This is a genomic window from Polaromonas sp. AER18D-145 (assembly GCF_002379095.1).
Lineage (GTDB): Bacteria > Pseudomonadota > Gammaproteobacteria > Burkholderiales > Burkholderiaceae_C > Polaromonas.
Genome location: NZ_NBZV01000006.1, coordinates 51,221 through 69,973, shown reverse-complemented (window position 1 = coordinate 69,973; position 18,753 = coordinate 51,221). Strand labels below are relative to the sequence as shown.

The following is an 18,753-nucleotide window of genomic DNA, read 5'->3' as shown; positions in this document are numbered from 1 at the left end:
ACATTATTAAAAATCCCGACAAACACCGCAGCCTGTTGCAGTCGATTGTGATGGTCCTGTCAGTGCTTGCCAATCCCCCAATTGGGTGAGTTCTCGAAATGTCGGCTTCCGCTGCATTGCCGTCCATCGAGCGCCTCATTGACCGACTGCCCAAGCTCGACTTCCGCCTTTCCCCAGCCATCAGAGCGGAACATTGTGATGTGAACAAGACGTAGTCGCCGAACGTACACCACCCACGTCAGCATTAAATTCAAGTCTCTAAATCCTCAGGTCAGCAGCGCAACCACAGCCGAAAAACTGAAAAACGCCAGCACCGTCGACACCAGAATGATGCGCGCGATGCGCCCGTTGTTGGCGCCAAAACGCTCGGCCAGCAGCGACACGTTGCTGGCGCTCGGAAGGGCGGCCACCAGCACGATCACCGTCAGGGCAAAAGGCTGCAGCGGCACGCCGAGCTGGATGGCGCCCAGGCCCATCAGCCCGACCAGCAGCGGGTGCAGGACCAGCTTGAGCAGCGCCACCGGCACGTAGTCCCTCAAGGGGATGGTTTCCACGCTGGTCATCTGGGACCGCGCCAGCACCGCGCCGATGGTGAACAGCGCGACGGGCGAGGCGGCATCGGCCAGCAGGACCACCGTCTGCAGCACCGGTGCCGGCAGGGCCAGCCCCAGGCCGGACGACAGGGCGCCCAGCAGGATGGCCCAGGGCATGGGGTTCAGGGCCACGCCCTTGAGCGCATTTTTTGCGGCCACCTCCGCGCCGTGGCTATCGGCCGAGTCCAGCCGGGACAGGGCGATACACAGCGAACTCGTGACCAGCAGGTCCACCACGATGGTGACGATGGCCGGCCCTGCCGCCTGCGCGCCCAGCAGCGCCACCAGCAAGGGCACACCCATGAAGCCGGTGTTCGGGAAAGCCGCGACCAGCGCGCCGAAGGACGCGTCGTTCCAGCCGATGCGCCGGTTGCGCGTCACGGCAATCGTGAACGCCACCATGATCAGCGCGCACAGCAGGTACACCGCCACCAGCCCGCCGTCGAGCAGCTGCGCCACCGGCGTGTTTGCGCCAAAGCGGTACAACATGCAGGGCAGCGCGAAATACAGCACAAAGGTGTTGAGGCCGGGAATCGCAGCCTGCGGCAGCAAGCCGCGCCGCGCCGCCAGGTAGCCACACAGGACCAGCGCGAAAAAGGGGAAGGTGACCAGAAGAATGCTTAACACAGACCGTATTGTCACCGCCAAAGGAGGGGCCCCGCTGACTGGCTATGATGGCCCGCTTGCATCCACTTTTTCAGCCGGCCCCGTGGCGGGCGGCTGCACCTGTTTCGGCCGTTCCTGTCCGCCCCTCTTCACTGCATGTCGTCCACCCCGCCCTCCGCATCACCCCCAGCCCATGGCCTGAACCTCGCCCAGCAAGAAGCCGTCAACTACATGCACGGCCCCTGCCTGGTGCTGGCGGGCGCGGGTTCCGGCAAGACGCGGGTGATCACGCACAAGATAGGCCGCCTGATCCAGGCCGGCCTGCCGCCGCAGGAGATTGCGGCCATCACGTTCACCAACAAGGCCGCGGCGGAAATGCGCGAACGCGCCAAAAAACTGATCGGCCAGCCCGCCCGAGGCGTGCTGATCTGCACCTTCCACGCGCTGGGCGTACGCATGTTGCGCCAGGACGGCGAGGTGCTGGGGCTGAAAAAGCAGTTTTCCATCCTGGACAGCGACGACGTGACCAGCATCCTGAAGGACGCCGGCGGCAGCACCGACGCCGCCACGGCGCGTCAATGGCAGTGGACCATCAGCGCCTGGAAAAACAGCGGCCTGAACGCGGCCCAGGCCGAAGCCCAGGCGGCCAGCGACGAGGACCGGCTGGTGGCCCGCGTGATGGCGCGTTACGAGGAGCGCCTGACGGCCTACCAGAGTGTGGACTTTGACGACCTGATCGGGCTGCCGCTCAAGCTGCTGCGCGAGCATGATGCCGTGCGCGGCAAATGGCAGGCCTCGATGGGCCATGTGCTGGTCGACGAATACCAGGACACCAATGCCACGCAGTACGAGGTGCTCAAGCTGCTGGTCGGTGCGCGCGGCCGCTTCACCGCGGTGGGCGACGACGACCAGTCGATTTACGGCTGGCGCGGCGCCACGCTGGACAACCTGAAAAAACTGCCCCTGGACTACCCCCAGCTCAAGGTGGTCAAGCTCGAGCAGAACTACCGCTCCACCAGCGCCATCCTGCGCGCGGCCAACAACGTGATCGCTCCCAACCCCAAGCTGTTTCCGAAGACGCTGTTCAGCGAACTGGGCGAAGGCGAGCCGGTGCGCGTGGTCGATTGCGACAGCGAGGAGCATGAAGCCGAACGCGTGGTGGCGCGCATCCAGAGCCTGCGCGCCGAAGGCACGCTGCAGGCCGTGGGCGGCCAGCACAAGGAGTGGGGGGACTTCTGCGTGCTGTACCGCGCCAACCACATGGCCAAACCGTTCGAAAAAGCCTTTCGCAAGGCGCAGATTCCCTACAAGGTCTCGGGCGGGCAGAGCTTTTTCGACCGCGCCGAGATCAAGGACCTGTGCAGCTGGATGGTGCTGATGGTCAACAACGACAACAACGCGGCCTTCATCCGCTCCATCAAGACACCCAAACGCGGCATTGGCCACACCACCCTGGGCGCGCTGAGCACCTTTGCCGAGCAGTACAAGCTGAGCCTGTTCGAGTCGCTGTTCAGCAACTCCCTGAGTGCGGTGCTGCCGGCCAAGGCGGTCGGCTCGCTGCATGAATTCGGCCGCTACCTCAACGACCTGGAATACCGCGCCAAACGCACGGTGGGCGCGGAAGACGCACGCGCTTTTCTGACCACCTGGCTCAAGGAAATCGACTACGAAAAACACATCTACGACAGTGAGGACAGCGAGAAAGTCGCCGCCGCGCGCTGGACCAACGTGATGGATTTCTGCGACTGGATGGCGCAGCGCTGCGGCGGGCAGATTGACGACACTTCCGGCGCGGTGGTGGCCGCCGAAACCAAAACCATGCTCGAGGTGGTGCAGACCATTGCCTTGCTGTCGACCATCAGCGAGCGCGAAGGCGACCAGAACGTGGTGACACTGTCCACGCTGCACGCCGCCAAGGGGCTCGAGTGGCCGCATGTGGTGCTGGCCGGTGTGAACGAGGGCCTGCTGCCGTTCAAGCTGGAAGACGACGACGGCAGCAACACCGAGAACATCGCGCAGCGCCTCGAAGAAGAACGCCGCCTGATGTACGTGGGCATCACCCGGGCCCAGTACACCCTGGCGGTCAACTGGCTGCGCCGGCGAAAAAAGGGGCGCGACACCGTGGCCGGTGTCCCCAGCCGTTTTATTGCCGAGATGGGTCTCGACAAGGCCACGGTCAGGGAAGACCCGCGTGAAAAAATCAGGGCGCTGCGGGCGGAATTTGCCAAAAAATCGGCCGATGCACTGGCCGCCGCGGCCGCGGCCGAAGAGCGCTGAAGGAAGGGGCCGGCGTCCTGGCTGACGCCGCCCGGAGATTCAGATCCCCAGCCACGTGCCGATGCCGACCAGCGCGTTCTGGTCGAACTCGAGGAAACCCTGGACGTTGAGGGCCTCCAGGCGTTTCTTGCCTTCGGCGCTTTGATCCAGGCCGACAAAGTAGTTGGTCACCAGGGTGCGCTGGGCCGTCGACATCTTGCCGCTGGCAAGCAGGTGCTTGATCGGCACGGGTTTGCTGCTTGCCAGCACCTTGCCACCCTTGTCCTGCCAGTCCTTGACCACGGCACGCGACGCACTGACGCCCGCCTGGACCAGGCCGTGCTCCACCATGAACGGCACGGCGTCCTGCAGTTTGACGTAGGTGGTTGCCAGCGGCTGCGGGCCCAGGGCGTCACGCAGCGTGGCCCGCATGATCACCGAGGTGATCGAATCCTCGTCGGGCGCACCGACTTTCATGCCCTTCAGCTCAGCCAGCGTTTTCAGGGGCGAGTCGCCGCGCACCATGAAAGACGCGCGGTATTCGGTAAACCCCTTGGTGAGCGCCACCAGGTTGTAGCCATTTTTTGTCATGGCGCGGATCGCGTGGTGCGACGGGTGCACCCAGGCAAGGTCGTACCGTTGATCGGCCAGGCCCGCCGCGAGCTCCTTGTAGTCGGTTACCGGCTGTACCTTGACCGGTCGCTTGAGCAATTTGCTGAGATCCTCGGAAATATCCTTGAAGCGCTCAAGCGTGGCGACCGGGTTGACCCGGTAGGTCACCCCCTCGTTGACGGCAAAAAGCAGCGGCCCGCTTTGCGCCCACACTTGGCCCGCTCCCAAAAACAGGACCAGTGCACCCACCCATGAACGATGACTCATTGTTTTTTCTCCCTGAAAAATTAATCAAAAATACCTACTTACAGTTACATAGTGTTTCACTTTAGATACTTTAGCCACATTACGAGATAGGTACAAACCCTGGTCTTGCCATAAGTCACAGCGTGGACCGCGTGACGTTGTTTTCATGCGGAGACCATGCCCCCTGAAATGCCTCGGCAAGGGCAGACCGGAACCGGGCTCGTCCGGTTGACTGCGTTACAGTCTCCGGTTCCCCTGGGCGCTTCGACAGTTCCGCAACGGGACGGCACCGCCCCCAGAAAATACCCATGACATTGAAATTTTTCAGGTTTGCTCTTTTTTTTATAGCTACCAGCGCCGTTATCACGGGGGCCAGCGGTCAAAACGACATGCGCCGACCGGCACCGCCGGCGGGGTCGTCTGAAATTTCGGCCTGCCCGCCCGTCAAACAATTCAAGCCGGCGCAAATCCATGGGACGTGGCGGGTCCGGTTCACGCCAGCGCCGGCAGGTTTGCCTGCGGATGCCACCCTGCAACTCCAGCGGCACGCCGAATTCAGCGAGAGCGTGGCCGGCTTCGTCAACCGCGAGCTGGCGCCCACAGCCCGCAAACCCGCCCAGGGCGGCCACGCGGCCAGGGCGCAGCTGGCCGGCGATCTGGAAGACGGGCACCTGACCCTCGACGAATCCTCCAACGGCATCAGCATCACCGGGGCCTGGAACGGCAAAATGGTGGAAGGCACATGCGGAAGAAAAATCACGGGCACCTGGAAAGACATGAGCAGCAGCGCGCCGCCCGACGCGCCCGATGTGCCATTCACACTGGAAAGGTTGTCCGGATGGTAGTCCTCACCCCCGAACGCAGGCGCCTGGCAGCGCCGTGGCTGTATGCAGCGCTGCTGGCCTCGGGCGCGGCGCAGGCTCAGACCGGCAGCGCCGCCCCCACCGTGCAGGAGCGCAACAACCGCCAGGGCTGGCAGGCCTGCCACGCCATGAGCGGCGATGCCGCCGCGCAACTGGCCTGTTTCAAGAACTGGGCGGTCTCGCAATTACCGGCGGACACGCCGCCGCCCAGCCTGACCACCGCGCCGGCCAATGCCGACACCGGGCAAAAGTCCGCGGAGGTCCTGCTGCTGCCGGCCATGAACACCGAAGCCCCGGACGGAAAGAAAATCGGCTGCCGCGATACCAAATACTCCGAGCTGTCCCGCTTCTGGGAACTGCAGCGCGGCAGCGACTGTGACACCTTCGGCCTGCGCGGCTACCGCCCCATCAGCGTGATGTGGTCGGGATCGAACAGCGTCAACAACCAGCCGAGCTCGCCGGCGCCGGGATACTCGGCGAGCACGCCCTCCAGCTACCGGCGCAATGAGACCCGGCTTCAGCTGTCGGTCCGCACAAAACTCGCCAAGGGCCTGCTGGTCTCGGGCGGCGCCGATGAATCCGGCAACGATTCTCTGTGGTTCGGCTACACGCAGCAAAGCTACTGGCAACTGTTCAACAGCGCGGCTTCGCGGCCGTTCCGGACCACCGACCACGAGCCCGAGCTGGTGTACATCTATCCGCATCAGATCGATCTGCCCGGCGGCTGGAAGTACCGCCTGAGCGGCCTCGGCCTGAACCACCAGTCCAACGGCCAGGGTCTGCCGCAGTCGCGCAGCTGGAACCGGGTCTACCTGATGGGTGCGGCTGAGAAGGCGCTGGGCGGCGACGCCGGTCTGACACTGCAGGCACGCGTCTGGCAACGCGTGCGCGAACGCTCGGGTCAGGACGAAAACCCCGACATCTCCGACTCCATCGGTCGGGCCGAGCTGGCCGGGCACTGGCAGATCAACCGCACGCACACCCTGGGCCTGACGCTGCGCCATTCGCTCAAATCCGAAGCGCGCGGATCGGCCCGGCTGGAATGGATGAAGGCGTCCACCTCGATCGCCGACAGCGCCGCCCTGCGCTACCACGTGCAACTGTTCAGCGGCTACGGCGACAGCCTGGTCGACTACAACCGCCGCCGCACGGTGCTCAGCGTCGGGCTGAGCCTGGTGGACTGGTAGCGGGCTGAGCAGCGGCCGGGGCGCGTCGCGGCAGGCGAAAAAGGCCGGGACGGCTTTCCCGCCGTGCTGCGGTCCGCCCAGGCAGTCATCGCGTGAGCCTCTTCATCAAATCAGCCTCCAGCCCAACAGGTACGGGCGGACATAGCTATTTATTTGATAGCGCAGTGCCGCCATCGGATGATGGCCCCCCGCAACCCTGGCGTTTGCGGTTGATCAAGGGACGCGTCGCGCAGCAGGGCTAAGCTGACCAGCGGCTCAGCCGGAGCCGTTGTTGAAGGGGAAGGCCGTGGAGAGACCCGAAGTCATCCGGAAGACGGCGCGCGATCTGCGCGTGCCGCCCAACCTGTCCAGCTACGAGGCGCAGTGCCGCGAGTTCTCCTGGGACGCGGCCCGGCGGGCGCTGCAGGGGCTGCCCGACGGCGGCCTCAACATCGGCTTCGAGGCCGTGGACCGCCATGCCACGGGCAGCCTGCGCGACCACATTGCGCTGCGTTTTGTCGCGCGCAATACACCGCCGCTGGACCTGCGTTACGGCGAACTCGCGCGGCAGACCAACCGCTTTGCCAACGTGCTGCAGGGCCTGGGCGTCGGCAAGGGCGACCGCCTGTTTGTCATGGCCGGGCGTATTCCGGAGCTGTATACCGCGGTGCTGGGCGCGCTGAAAAACGGCACGGTGGTCACGCCGATGTTTTCGGCCTTCGGGCCCGAGCCCTTGGCCACACGCATCAACATCGGCGCCGGCCAGGTGCTGGTGACCACCGACCTGCTCTACCAGCGCAAGGTCAGGGCCATGCGCGGGAAGATGCCGACGCTGCGCCATGTGTTGCTGGTGGCTGAAGACGGCGGCATCACGCACGAGCCGGACACGCTGGACCTGGGCACGCTGATGCGCAACGCCTCCGATGTCTTCACCACGGTGGCGACCACACCGGAAGACCCCGCCTTGCTGCATTTCACCAGCGGCACCACCGGCACGCCCAAGGGCGCCCTCCATGTGCATGGCGCGGTGGTCGCCCACCATGCCACCGGCAGTTACGCGCTCGACCTGCACCCCGCCGACCGCTACTGGTGCACCGCCGACCCGGGCTGGGTCACCGGCACGTCTTACGGCATCATCGCGCCACTGCTGCATGGTGTGACCTCGCTGATCGACCGCGAGGAGTTCGACGCCGAACGCTGGTACACGCTGCTGGAGACCGAACGCATCACGGTCTGGTACACCGCGCCCACGGCGATCCGCATACTGATGAAGTCCGGCCTGGAACTCGCGCACAAGCACCGCTTCCCCGACCTGCGCTTTGTCGCCAGCGTCGGCGAGCCGCTGAACCCCGAGGCGGTCTGGTGGGGCATGGAGGCTTTCGGCCTGCCGATCCACGACAACTGGTGGCAGACCGAAACCGGCGGCATCATGATCGCCAACACGCCGGCCTTCGACATCAAGCCCGGCTCCATGGGGCGGCCGCTACCCGGCATCACGGCCTGCATCGTCGAACACCTCGAAGCCGAGGGCGAACCGCCGCGCGTGCGCGTCATCGACACCCCCGATGTGGAAGGTGAACTTGCGCTCAAGGCCGGCTGGCCGTCGATGTTTCGCGGCTACCTCAACAACGAGGCGCGTTACCGCAAGTGTTTCGCCGGCGACCTCTACCTCACGGGTGACCTGGCGCGGGTGGACGCTGACGGTTACTACTGGTTTGTGGGACGCAGCGACGACGTCATCAAGTCGGCCGGCCACCTGATCGGCCCCTTCGAAGTCGAAAGTGTGCTGATGGAACACCCGGCCGTGGCCGAGGCCGGCGTGATCGGCAAGCCCGACCCGGTGGTCGGCGAAGTGGTCAAGGCTTTTGTCTCGCTCAAGGATGGGCACGCGCCCGGCGAGGCCCTGCGCATGGACATCCTCGCGCACGCTCGCAAGCGCTTGGGCGCGGCGGTGGCGCCCAAGGAGATCGCCTTCTTGACTGTGCTGCCGCGCACACGCAGCGGCAAGATCATGCGCCGTCTGCTCAAGGCGCGTGAACTCGGCCTGCCTGAAGGCGACACCTCGACGCTGGAGGGGGGCGCATGAGCACGCGCGCCGCCGGGCCGTCCCAAAGCGCGAGCGCCCCCTCGGGAGGCAGCGCAGCACACGCCGTGGCAAGCGTGGGGGCCAACAGCCTTCAGGTGCCCGCACCGCCCAGTGGCCCGGTGCCCTGGGACAAGGCCTTTTCCCTGACCATCCTGGCCGACATGCTGCGTATCCGCCGCATGGAAGAAAAGTGTGCCGAGCTTTATGGCCAGCAGAAGATCCGCGGTTTTCTGCATCTCTACATCGGCGAGGAGGCGGTGGCCACCGGCGCCCTGCGCGCACTTCAACCACAGGACAACGTGGTGGCGACCTACCGCGAGCATGGCCATGCGCTGCTGCGCGGCGTCAGGATGAACGCCATCGTGGCCGAGATGTATGGCAAGCAGGAGGGCTGCTCGCGCGGGCGTGGCGGCTCCATGCATTTGTTTGACCGTGCCCGGCTTTTTTACGGCGGCAACGCGATTGTGGGCGGCGGCCTGCCGCTGGCGGCAGGGCTGGCGCTGGCCGACAAGATGCGCCAGCGCCAGGCACTGACCGCCTGCTTCTTTGGTGAAGGCGCCATGGCCGAGGGCGCCTTTCACGAAGCGGCCAACCTCACCGCCTTGTGGCAGTTGCCGGTGCTGTTTTTCTGCGAGAACAACCTGTACGCCATGGGCACGGCGCTGGCGCGTTCGGAGTCGCAGACCGATTTGTGCGTGAAGGCCGCGTCCTATGACATGGCCACCGTGCGGGTTGACGGCATGGATGTGGTGGCCGTGCATGAAGCGGTGCAAGGCGCCGCGCAGCAGGTGCGCGCCACGGGTCGCCCGGTGTTCCTGGAACTGCAGACCTACCGTTTTCGTGCCCACTCGATGTTCGACCCCGACCTGTACCGTGACAAGGCCGAGGTCGAGGCCTGGAAAACGCGCGGCCCCATCCACACCTTCACCGCACGCCTGAAGGCCCAGGGCAGCCTGACCGAAGAGGAATTTCTGGCGCTTGATGCCGCGGCCCAGGCCGAGGTCGACGCGGCCGTGGCGTTTGCCGAAGCTGGCAGCTGGGAGCCCGTCGCCGACCTGCTGCGCGACGTCTACACCCCGCAAGGGAGCGCCTGATGGGCCGCCGCATCACGTACCGCGATGCCTTGCGGGAAGCGTTGCGCGAAGCCCTGCAGGGCGACCCGCGCGTCTTTTTAATGGGCGAAGACGTGGGCCGTTACGGCGGCACCTATGCGGTGTCCAAGGGCCTGCTGGCCGAGTTCGGCCCGGAACGCATCCGCGACACGCCGCTGTCCGAACTCGGCTTCGTCGGCGCCGGCATAGGCGCCGCGCTGGGCGGCATGCGGCCGATTGTCGAGGTCATGACGGTCAATTTCAGCCTGCTTGCGCTCGACCCCATCGTCAACACGGCGGCCATGCTGCGCCACATGTCGGGCGGGCAGTTTTCGGTCCCGATCGTGATCCGCATGGCCACCGGCGCCGGTCGCCAGGTGGCGGCCCAGCACTCGAACAGCTTCGAAGGCTGGTATGCCCATGTGCCCGGCCTCAAGGTCCTCGCACCCGCCACCGTGGACGATGCGCGCGGCATGCTGGCGCTGGCGCTGGTCGACCCGGACCCGGTGCTGATCTTCGAACACGCGCAGCTCTACAACCTGGAAGGCGAGTTGCCGGACGATACGGCACCGGCGCTGGACATCTGCAGCGCGCGGGTGCGCCGCCCGGGCACCGACGTGAGCCTGATCACCCACGGCGGCAGCCTGCCCAAGGTGTTGCAGGCGGCGCAGGAACTGGCCGGACTCGGGATTTCCGCCGAGGTGATCGATCTGCGTGTGCTGCGCCCGCTCGATGATGCCACCCTCATGGCCTCGGTCCGCAAATGCCGCCGCGCGGTGGTGGTGGACGAAGGCTGGCGCTCGGGCAGCCTGGCGGCCGAACTCATGGCGCGCATCATGGAGCAGGCCTTCTTCGACCTCGATGCTCCGCCGGCGCGCGTGTGCAGCGAGGAAGTGCCGATTCCGTATGCCCGCCACATGGAAGAGGCCGCCCTGCCGCAAGTGCCGAAGATCGTGGCCGCCGCACGCGCCTTGTTCGGGAGCACCCCATGATCGACTTCAAGCTGCCCTCGCTGGGCGCCGACATGGATGAAGGCACGCTGCTCACCTGGCATGTGAAACCGGGCGATACCGTCAAGCGCGGCCAGGTGGTGGCCGTGGTGGACACCTCCAAGGCGGCGGTCGATGTCGAGATCTGGCAGGACGGCGTGGTGGCCGACCTGCTGGTGCAACCCGGCGAGAAGGTGCCCGTGGGCACCGTGCTGGCCAGGCTGCTGGCACCCGGTGAAGCCGCCGCCCCGGCAGGGGCCCCGGCACCTCCAGCCGGGCCGCTCACTGCGGCCGCCGCTCTGCCGCAGCCCGTCATGCCACAAGTGCAGGAAGCTCCATCAACAACGATGGCGGCACGGCATCCGGTGTCACCTGCCGCGCGCAGGCGTGCGACGGAGCTCGGCCTCGATCCCGACGCCATGACAGGAAGCGGGCCGCAGGACGCCGTCACGCTGGCCGACATCGAGGCCGCGGCGGCCGGGCGTGTGACGCCTGCACCGGCGGCCATCGCGCCGGACCGCCAGAAGGAAATGCGCAAGGCCATTGCCGCAGCCATGAGCCGCTCCAAGCGCGAAATTCCGCACTACTACCTGAGCGACACCATTCCAATGGCTGCGGCGCTCGCCTGGCTGCAACAGCGCAACGAGGGCGTGGCTATCACCGAGCGCATGCTGCCCGCCGTGCTGCTGCTCCACGCCGTGGCCGTGGCCTTGCGACGCGCACCGCAGCTCAACGGTTTCTACCGCGACGGTGCGTTCCAGCCGTCCACCGCCGTGCATGCCGGCGTGGCGATTTCGCTGCGTGGCGGCGGGCTGGTGGCACCTGCGATCCACGACGTGGGCGCCAAACCGCTGGTGCAGCTCATGCACGAACTGGCCGATCTGGTCAGGCGCGCGCGGGCCGGCTCGCTGCGCAGTTCGGAGATGAGTGATCCGACCCTCACCGTGACGAATCTGGGCGACCAGAGTGTGGAGACGGTCTTCGGCGTGATCTACCCGCCGCAGGTGGCGCTGGTGGGCTTCGGCCGTCTGGCCGTGCGGCCCTGGGTGCAGGACGGCAAGGTCTGCGCGCTGCCGCTGCTCACGGCCACGCTCGCCGCCGATCACCGCGCCTCGGACGGCCACCAGGGCGCACTGTTCCTGGCCGAACTGCGTGAGCTGTTGCAGCAGCCGCAAACGCTGGCTGACAACATCGCGCCAGCGGCGAACCGGGAAGGAACAAAAACATGACAAACGGCCGCCCAGCCCTGGCCGCAACCGTCCTGGGCATCCTGCGCACGATTGCGCCGGAAGTCGAACCCGGGGCCCTCGACCCCGCCCGCCCGCTGCGGCACCAGGTCGATCTGGACTCCATGGACTGGCTCAACTTTCTGGTGGCGCTGCACGAGCGCCTGGGCGTCAACATCCCGGAGGCGGACTACGCCCAGCTGGTGACCCTCGACAAGCTGCTCGACTACCTGCTCGACCGGCGGGTCAGCCGGGGGTGAAGGGCTTGCGTTCCCTTTCCGCGTTCAGTTCATACCGGCGCGTAGCCAGGATTGGGCAACACGCCAGCGAGTTTGGGCGTATTGAGCTTGCGGGCACTGACCTTGCCACCCCGTGCCTTGAGCCAGGTCTCCACCACCTCCGACATCTGCTTGTTGCCCTGGTTCCTGGCCTCTTCAGCCACCGGTGCCCAGCCGGCCACCTTGTACTTCTTGTCGGCCTCGATCAGCTTGCCGTTGAGGCGCATCTCGTCGATGCGCTTGCCCATGCCGGCCAGCGGGTTGCAGCTGTATTGCAGACCACCCACGCGCACCATGTCGCCACCCTGCTGGTAGTAGGGGTCGGGGTTGAACAGGTTGTCGGCCACGTCTTCCAGAACGGTCTTGATGGTCTCACCGGTCATCTCGGTCAGGGTGGCATAGGAGTAGGTGGTGGCCGTCATGTCCATCACCCATTCACGCGTGATGGCCTGCCCCGGCAACAGGCTGGTGCCCCAGCGGAAACCCGGTGAAAAAGCGATGTCGGCTCCCTGCACGTCCATCAGCGCATCGACCAGCAACTGGTCACCCGTGCCATTGAAGTTGCCGCGCCGATACAGCGTGCCTTCGGTGATGGCCAGTTGCTCCGACAGCTTGGCCTCATACGGTGCGCGTACTCTGGTGATCAGTGCGTCCATCTCGCGGTCGGCTGGCAGCATGTTGGCAAAAACAGGCAGCAGCTTGTAGCGGAAATCGCTGACCTTTTTGTCTTTGACATCAAAGTCGAGCACACCCAGGAACTTGCTGTTCGACCCGGCGTTGGTCACGATGGTTTTGCCGCCCTTGTTGCTCACCAGCGACGCCACCGGCATGCCGTCGTGCGTGTGGCCGCCCATGATGGCGTCTATGCCTGTCACCCGGCTGGCCATCTTCAGGTCCACGTCCATGCCATTGTGGGACAGGACCACCACGACCTGCGCACCCTTGCCGCGTGCCTCATCGACCATCTTCTGCATGTTTTCGTCCTGGATACCGAAGGCCCAGTCGGCAACCATGTAGCGCGGATTGGCAATCGGCGTGTATGGAAAAGCCTGGCCGATGATGGCGCAGGGAACGCCATTGATTTCGCGGATCACATAGGGCTTGAACACCGGATCGCCAAAGTCGTTGGTCTTGACGTTCTGCGCCACAAAATCGACCTTGCCCGCAAAGTCCTTCTCGATGATTTCCTTGACCCGCTCCATGCCCAGCGTGAACTCCCAGTGGCCGGTCATGACGTCCACGCCCAGCAGTTTGCAGGCGTCGACCATATCCTGACCATTCGTCCACAAGGCGGTGCCCGAACCCTGCCAGGTGTCGCCGCCGTCAAGCAGCAACGCCCCGGGGCGGCTGGCCTTGAGGCGTTTGACCAGCGTCGCCAGATGCGCAAAGCCACCGACCTTGCCGTAACGGCGTGCCGCCTTTTCATAGTCGAGGTAAGTCAGCGCATGGGCTTCGGCCGTACCCGGGCGGATCTTCGCCACCTTGAGCAAGTGCTCACCGACCAGATGCGGCAGGTTGCCCTTCATGCCGCCAATGCCCAGGTTGACATTCGGCTCGCGGAAGTAGATAGGCTTGAGCTGGGCATGGCAATCGGTCATGTGCAGAAACGACACGCTGCCAAACTTGGGAATGTCGTAGAGCCCGTTGGCGGCTGTCGCGGCATCGGCATCGGCGTAGGCGCCCAAGCCCATGCCGGCCATGGTGCCTGCGCCCAGGACCTGAAAAAATTCACGTTTTGTTAAATTCATAAATCGGCAACTAATGAAGTAAGAAAAAATAAAAAGACCCGGGACAAGCCCGGGTCGGATTCAGATTACTGGTTGACCGGCGATTTCGGATCCAGCAACAAGGCCATGACATTCTTGATCTGCTGCTCGGTCAGGAAGCCATTGTGGCCAGCCCTCGGCATTTGCGAGCAGGCGTTGTAGGCCCGCGCGTTCCAGATCTTGCCCCAGGTGTATTCCACGATAGGCTTGGAAGCCGGGCTGGCCGGATCCGCCACGCCGCGCAGCTTGCCATAGTTGTACAGGCTCGGGCCTATGGTGCCGAAGGAAATCTCCTGCTTGCTGATCTGATGGCAGTTGTAGCAGTTGCCGCCGTTGACCGAACCGGCCTTGTCGGTCCATGTCATGCCGCGTCCGTCCTGGGCGACTTTCTCGCCCGCTGCCCAGTCGCCCAGAAATTTCCCATCTGACGGCCACTTGATGGTCTTCAGGTTCGCGGCTTCTATGGCCTGGGCCACTTTTTGATCAATCGGCTTGCCGGCCACATCGGCGGCGCTGCATTCACGGTTCGCATCATCCTGGACCAGGCGATCAACTTTGGCCTGACCCTCGTCACGGAACGACGCCTTGGCGATGTCAGCCGCCAGTTTGTCCAGATCCGCACTGGAGGGCATGACAGCACAGCCAGCCAGAAAAACTGCGAGGGCAGGAACAAGGTATTTGATGGTTTTTTTCATGATGTTGTCTCCTTAACGCTTGAGGGCCGGGGCAATCGACTCGCCGCCCTTGCCGTTGACACCCATATAGACACCGAGTGCGATGGTCGCATCGCTACCAAACAGGGGGTAAGGAAAGCGTTGCTGCCGGTAGCAATCGTTCAGACGCAGTTGCATGCCCCACAGCTGCCCGTTGGAGACGCGGTAGGCCGGCCAGGCACCAAAACCATTGCCAGCGCCCGGCTGTTTGGTCAGGTTGGGCAGGTCCTGCAAACGGATGCGCTTGTCGTCCGCACCATGGCAGGAGGCGCAGGAAAAGTCGTGGGTGCCACCACGGGCGAAGAAGAGCCGCTTGCCCACTTCGTACATGGTTTTTTCCTGCCCATGGTCCTGGGGCAGGTTGAATTTCATGCCTTTGGATTCCGCCGATATCCAGGCCGCCAGCGCCGTCACGTTGTTTTGCTCGCCCTTGCCGAAAGGCGTCTTGGCAATTTCGGCAGCATTGAAGCCCTGCAGGGTTTCCATGCAGGTGAGCAGGCGCGATTCCAGATCCTGCACGCGCTTGGTATCCGCAAAATAACGCGGCAATTCCACGAAGGCCCCCTTGACCACGCCAGGACCCTTGCCCAGGTCGCACTTTTCAAGCGATGCTGTTTTGACACCGCGTTTCTGTTTCCAGAGCTCCTGGCCCTTGGCTTCAAACAATTCTGCCGGGTTGCCGTCCTGCAGCATGGCACGGTATTCAGCAATGCCCTCTGCCGCAGACTTCTGCGCCCACACGTTGCCGACCATCACGGCAGCCAGGACGGCCGTGATCAGTAGTTTTGCTTGTGTCATTGTCACCTCTTGAATTTGTTATGAAGCCAAACGCAAATGGAGAAGAGCATGCCCTTCTCCACTCTCAACACAGAACCTGAAAACTCAGGAGACCGTTGCTTCGTCAGCCCTGTTTTCGCCCTTGTTGTCTTTCCAGCTCACGCCGATTTTATCGCCGGCCTTGGCACCCTTGACGGTGAACTGCAGGAAAGGGTTCTTGGAAACCGCCGGGCCCCACTCCGCCGTCATGACGGTCTTGCCATTGTGCGTGGCGGTCACTTCCTGGATATGCCAGGCGGGCACGGTTTTACCTGCAGCGTCTTTGCGCTGACCGGACTCCATCTCGTGGCTCATCAAAACACGGACGGTTGCCTTGTCGCCAGCTGCTTGGGCGCGAATGCGCATCGGATCTGCCATTTTCTTACTCCTGAATCAGTATTGAATTGTTCAAAAAAAAGCGGGGGCAATCAGCCGCCGCAACCGCCAAGCGTGACCTTGACTTCTTTTTTTGCATAAAGCGCCTTGCCGTCAGCCATCACTGCGACGGCGTACACGTCCGAAGACTGGCCCATCTTGGTGCGGGTGGCGAAGCTTGCCTCGACGCTGTCGGTCATATTGAACAGGGCCACCAGGGCTGCCGGATTCTTCTCGACCAGAATCAGAATCTGCTTCACACCGGGCAGGGTGGTGCCGGCGGTCAAGGGAACCACGGCGCCGTTTTCAGCAATGTCGGGGCCGCCAATGGTGACATCCTTGCTTTCGACCGGTGCGCCCGCACCCAGTGCCTTCAGGACCTCGGCCAGCGTCTTGGCTTCGAACGCAGGCTTGTTGTAGGCCGCCATTGCATACTGAGGGAACAAGCCCGTGGATGCCAGCAGGCCCGCAACGATGGCGCCCTGTTTGAGTGTCTCGCGACGTGTTTGCATGTTAAATCTCCTTGATCAAGTAAATACTAATATAAGAATACAAGCCGTGCACTGGTATTTTCCCGGCCTTCATTTTCCTGCACCCGAAGCCAGCCAAGCACCAATGGTCTTGGCTTCCGCATCGCTCAAGGTCTGCGCCGGCATGGGCATGGCCCCCCAAACCCCGACGCCGCCTGCCTTCACCTTCCCCGCGAGATACTCGGTCTTTCCGGCATGCTTCTTGGCAATGTCCAGGAAACTGGGGCCGATGATCTTTTTGTCAATGGAATGACAAGCCGTACAACTGTATTTCTGCGTCAAAGCCATCGCCGCCTTGCCGTCAACACCAGCCGGGTCGGTCCTGGCGGCTGGTTTGGCGGGCACCGCCTCGGCCGCTTTCTGCGCGACAGGCGCAGCCTCAGCCGCCGCTGCTGCGCCCGGCACCAGCGCCTTGCCCTCCGGCCGGGTCGTATCGACACCACGCTGAGGTCCAACCGGCCGGTTTTGCTCCGCAAGATTTCCATGTGCATTGCGCGCAAAGTCCGGCAGGAAGGACGCTACTTTGGGCTCCGGTGCACAGTTTTTCATGCAGGCCACATTGTTGGTGTCAGGCTTGACGCTACCGCCAAGTTCGTTGCCTGGCCACATCGCATGCCGTGTCGTCATGCCATTGCGGTTGGGCAGGCGATTTTGTACTTCCTCCATGTTCTTGTCGGAGAGCGTGAAGTTGTCCGGAACAATGCCTCCCAGGTTCAGCAGAAAGGCCGTCACCGAATAGACTTCCTCGGTCGTGAGCGACTTGGGGGCCGTCCATGGCATGGCACGATTGATATAGTCCCACAAGGTCGAGAGTGTGGACACCTTCATCAGGGTGGTGCGCCCCGGGTAGGTTGTCGTCGTGAGATTGGCGACACGCCCTTTTTTGATGTCCTCGGCCGTGGTACCGCCGACCAGGGGACTGAACACTTCGCCTGACTCGCCAAACACTCCGTGGCAGGACGCACATTTCCCTTCCCAGACTTCCTGCCCTTTGGCGACCGTCCCCGAGCCTGGCGGCAGACCCTTGAAGTCCGGTCGCACATCGATATCCCAGGCAGCAACCTCCTTGGGCGTCGCAGCGCGTCCCACACCCGGATAGTTGGCGCCGGTCTGTGCGCCCGCCAAGCTCACCGCAGCAAGCATGGCGACAGTCACGACTGCTTTATGAAACCTGGACATTTTTCACCTCGCCGTTTTCCTGAACCAACCAGGACTGGATGGCATTGTTGTGATAGATGGAGCGCGTGCCGCGCACTGCGCGAAGCTGCTTGTAATTCGGCTGGACGTAACCGGTGTCATCCATGGCGCGGCTTTGAATGATGGCGGGTTTGCCATCCCACACCCAGTCGAGGCTGAACCGGGTCAGCGCTTTTGTCAGCACCGGCGACTCCAGCCGCGCGGTACGCCAATTGCGTCCGCCGTCCACCGACACGTCCACCCGCTTGACCTTGCCCCGCCCCGACCAGGCCAGACCGCTGATGTTGTAGAAGCCCTTGTCCAGTAAGACCTGCCCGCCTGACGGCGTGGTCACGACGCTCTTGCACTCCTGGATGCTGGTGTACTGCCGATGCGTGCCGTCAGGCTGCAAATCGATATAGTGAATCGCTTCATCCTTGGCGGCATAGGGTTTGTCACCCACCTCCAAGCGGCGCAGGTACTTGACCCAACTCACACCCTGCACGCCCGGCACGATCAGGCGCAATGGATAGCCCTGCTCGGGCCTCAGCATTTCACCGTTCTGGCCGTAGGCCACGAACACTTCGCCGGACTTGATCAGGCTCATGGGAATGGTGCGCGTCATGGAGGAGCCATCGGCGCCTTCGGCGAGCACAAACTTGCCGCTCTTGAGGTCGGCCCCCGCCATCTCGAGCAAGGTGATCAGCGGCACGCCGGTGAACTCGCTGCACGAAACCATGCCATGGGTGTACTGGACTGTCGGCACCGCCACATTACCCCACTCGACCGCCGTATTGGCGCCGCACTCGATAAAGTGAAAACGCGACACCGAAGGCAGGCGCATGATTTCGTCCAGCGTGAACACCCTGGGCGACTTGACCATGCCGTTGATCATGAGGCGGTGCTTGGAAGGATCCACGTCCCACCAGCCCTGATGATGCCGCTCAAAGTGCAGGCCGCTGGGGGTGACGATGCCGAACAGCGACTGCAGCGGCGCAAACGACACCGAAGCCTGCGGGGTCTGGGTCAGGCCCGGGCTCTGGCGGCGCTGAACATTCACCTCATATTTGGACGGCTTGCCATAGCCGCCATCGGAGGCCACGGGCTGGCCCAGGCCCTTGCTGTGCTCGGGCAGGTTCAGGATGTTGGGATCGCCGCCTTCGGCTGGCACCGGATTTCCCTGTGCCAGCGCAGCCGGCACGGTCAGCCCCGCTGCTGCAGCGGCAAAGGCGCTGCGAATGAAGTCGCGACGCCCGTGGCGGGCCTCTGCGACAACAGTTTTGATGCCGTCCCGGCTCAAAAAGCTCTCGGGTGCCTTCAGGATTCTTCCTGAGCTCAAGTCGTCTTGGTTCACACAGTTTCCTT

At 63.9% G+C, this 18,753-nt stretch carries 17 protein-coding genes; 8 read left to right on the top strand and 9 right to left on the bottom strand.

The genetic code is table 11. The annotated features are described in order from the left end of the window. Positions 1-266: 266 nt before the first annotated feature. On the bottom strand, positions 267-1,220 hold the full coding sequence (locus tag B7G52_RS05410) for an AEC family transporter (RefSeq protein WP_096696621.1): 954 nt from the start codon (positions 1,218-1,220) through the stop codon (positions 267-269). A gap of 135 nt (positions 1,221-1,355) precedes the next feature. On the opposite strand from B7G52_RS05410, the gene B7G52_RS05405 reads away from it, so the two are divergent. Then, the gene (locus B7G52_RS05405; RefSeq protein WP_096696620.1) at positions 1,356-3,476 is read left to right on the top strand and encodes an ATP-dependent helicase; all 2,121 of its coding nucleotides are present in this window, start codon (positions 1,356-1,358) and stop codon (positions 3,474-3,476) included. 39 nt (positions 3,477-3,515) lie between these two features. On the opposite strand, the gene B7G52_RS05400 is transcribed toward B7G52_RS05405, so the two are convergent. Then, positions 3,516-4,334: a phosphate/phosphite/phosphonate ABC transporter substrate-binding protein gene (locus tag B7G52_RS05400; protein WP_096696619.1), complete on the bottom strand. Its 819-nt coding sequence runs from the start codon at positions 4,332-4,334 to the stop codon at positions 3,516-3,518. 287 nt (positions 4,335-4,621) lie between these two features. Here B7G52_RS05400 and B7G52_RS05395 point away from each other — a divergent pair, with 287 nt between their 5' ends. The 7 genes from B7G52_RS05395 (at position 4,622) to B7G52_RS05365 (ending at position 11,994) form a co-directional block, all read left to right on the top strand. Next, positions 4,622-5,158 carry a hypothetical protein gene (locus B7G52_RS05395; protein ID WP_141397387.1) on the top strand — a complete coding sequence of 179 codons (537 nt, stop codon included), beginning with the start codon at positions 4,622-4,624 and terminating at the stop codon, positions 5,156-5,158. Beyond that, positions 5,152-6,363: a phospholipase A gene (locus B7G52_RS05390; protein WP_096696617.1), complete on the top strand. Its 1,212-nt coding sequence runs from the start codon at positions 5,152-5,154 to the stop codon at positions 6,361-6,363. Before B7G52_RS05395 ends, B7G52_RS05390 begins: the two co-directional genes overlap by 7 nt. 286 nt (positions 6,364-6,649) lie before the next feature. After that, the gene (acsA, locus tag B7G52_RS05385; RefSeq protein WP_096696616.1) at positions 6,650-8,428 is read left to right on the top strand and encodes an acetate--CoA ligase; all 1,779 of its coding nucleotides are present in this window, start codon (positions 6,650-6,652) and stop codon (positions 8,426-8,428) included. Next, complete coding sequence (pdhA, locus tag B7G52_RS05380; protein ID WP_096696615.1) at positions 8,425-9,522, top strand: pyruvate dehydrogenase (acetyl-transferring) E1 component subunit alpha; 1,098 nt, start codon at positions 8,425-8,427, stop codon at positions 9,520-9,522. Before acsA ends, pdhA begins: the two co-directional genes overlap by 4 nt. Continuing rightward, positions 9,522-10,511 carry an alpha-ketoacid dehydrogenase subunit beta gene (locus B7G52_RS05375; protein WP_096696614.1) on the top strand — a complete coding sequence of 330 codons (990 nt, stop codon included), beginning with the start codon at positions 9,522-9,524 and terminating at the stop codon, positions 10,509-10,511. The genes pdhA and B7G52_RS05375 overlap by 1 nt, the downstream gene beginning before the upstream one ends. Further along, positions 10,508-11,737, top strand: a complete 1,230-nt coding sequence (locus B7G52_RS05370; protein ID WP_096696613.1) for a dihydrolipoamide acetyltransferase family protein — start codon at positions 10,508-10,510, stop codon at positions 11,735-11,737. Before B7G52_RS05375 ends, B7G52_RS05370 begins: the two co-directional genes overlap by 4 nt. After that, positions 11,734-11,994, top strand: a complete 261-nt coding sequence (locus B7G52_RS05365) for an acyl carrier protein (RefSeq protein WP_096696612.1) — start codon at positions 11,734-11,736, stop codon at positions 11,992-11,994. The genes B7G52_RS05370 and B7G52_RS05365 overlap by 4 nt, the downstream gene beginning before the upstream one ends. Before the next feature lie 29 nt (positions 11,995-12,023). Here the strand turns inward: B7G52_RS05365 and soxB are convergent, their stop codons facing one another. The 7 genes from soxB to soxC all read right to left on the bottom strand — a co-directional run bounded on the left by soxB (position 12,024) and on the right by soxC (position 18,742). Further along, complete coding sequence (gene soxB, locus B7G52_RS05360) at positions 12,024-13,760, bottom strand: thiosulfohydrolase SoxB (RefSeq protein WP_096696611.1); 1,737 nt, start codon at positions 13,758-13,760, stop codon at positions 12,024-12,026. A gap of 65 nt (positions 13,761-13,825) precedes the next feature. Then, positions 13,826-14,473 (bottom strand): sulfur oxidation c-type cytochrome SoxX, encoded by a 648-nt coding sequence (gene soxX, locus B7G52_RS05355; RefSeq protein WP_096696610.1) that lies wholly within the window; start codon positions 14,471-14,473, stop codon positions 13,826-13,828. A 12-nt stretch (positions 14,474-14,485) separates the two neighbouring features. Continuing rightward, the gene (soxA, locus tag B7G52_RS05350) at positions 14,486-15,289 is read right to left on the bottom strand and encodes a sulfur oxidation c-type cytochrome SoxA (protein WP_096696609.1); all 804 of its coding nucleotides are present in this window, start codon (positions 15,287-15,289) and stop codon (positions 14,486-14,488) included. Positions 15,290-15,373: 84 nt separating this feature from the next. Next, positions 15,374-15,685, bottom strand: coding sequence for a thiosulfate oxidation carrier complex protein SoxZ (gene soxZ / locus B7G52_RS05345; protein ID WP_096696608.1), 312 nt, complete (start codon positions 15,683-15,685; stop codon positions 15,374-15,376). A gap of 50 nt (positions 15,686-15,735) precedes the next feature. After that, positions 15,736-16,194 carry a thiosulfate oxidation carrier protein SoxY gene (gene soxY / locus B7G52_RS05340; RefSeq protein WP_096696607.1) on the bottom strand — a complete coding sequence of 153 codons (459 nt, stop codon included), beginning with the start codon at positions 16,192-16,194 and terminating at the stop codon, positions 15,736-15,738. A gap of 69 nt (positions 16,195-16,263) precedes the next feature. Continuing rightward, complete coding sequence (locus B7G52_RS05335) at positions 16,264-17,391, bottom strand: c-type cytochrome (RefSeq protein ID WP_096696606.1); 1,128 nt, start codon at positions 17,389-17,391, stop codon at positions 16,264-16,266. Then, positions 17,375-18,742 (bottom strand): sulfite dehydrogenase, encoded by a 1,368-nt coding sequence (soxC, locus tag B7G52_RS05330; protein WP_240523330.1) that lies wholly within the window; start codon positions 18,740-18,742, stop codon positions 17,375-17,377. Before soxC ends, B7G52_RS05335 begins: the two co-directional genes overlap by 17 nt. Positions 18,743-18,753 lie beyond the last annotated feature (11 nt).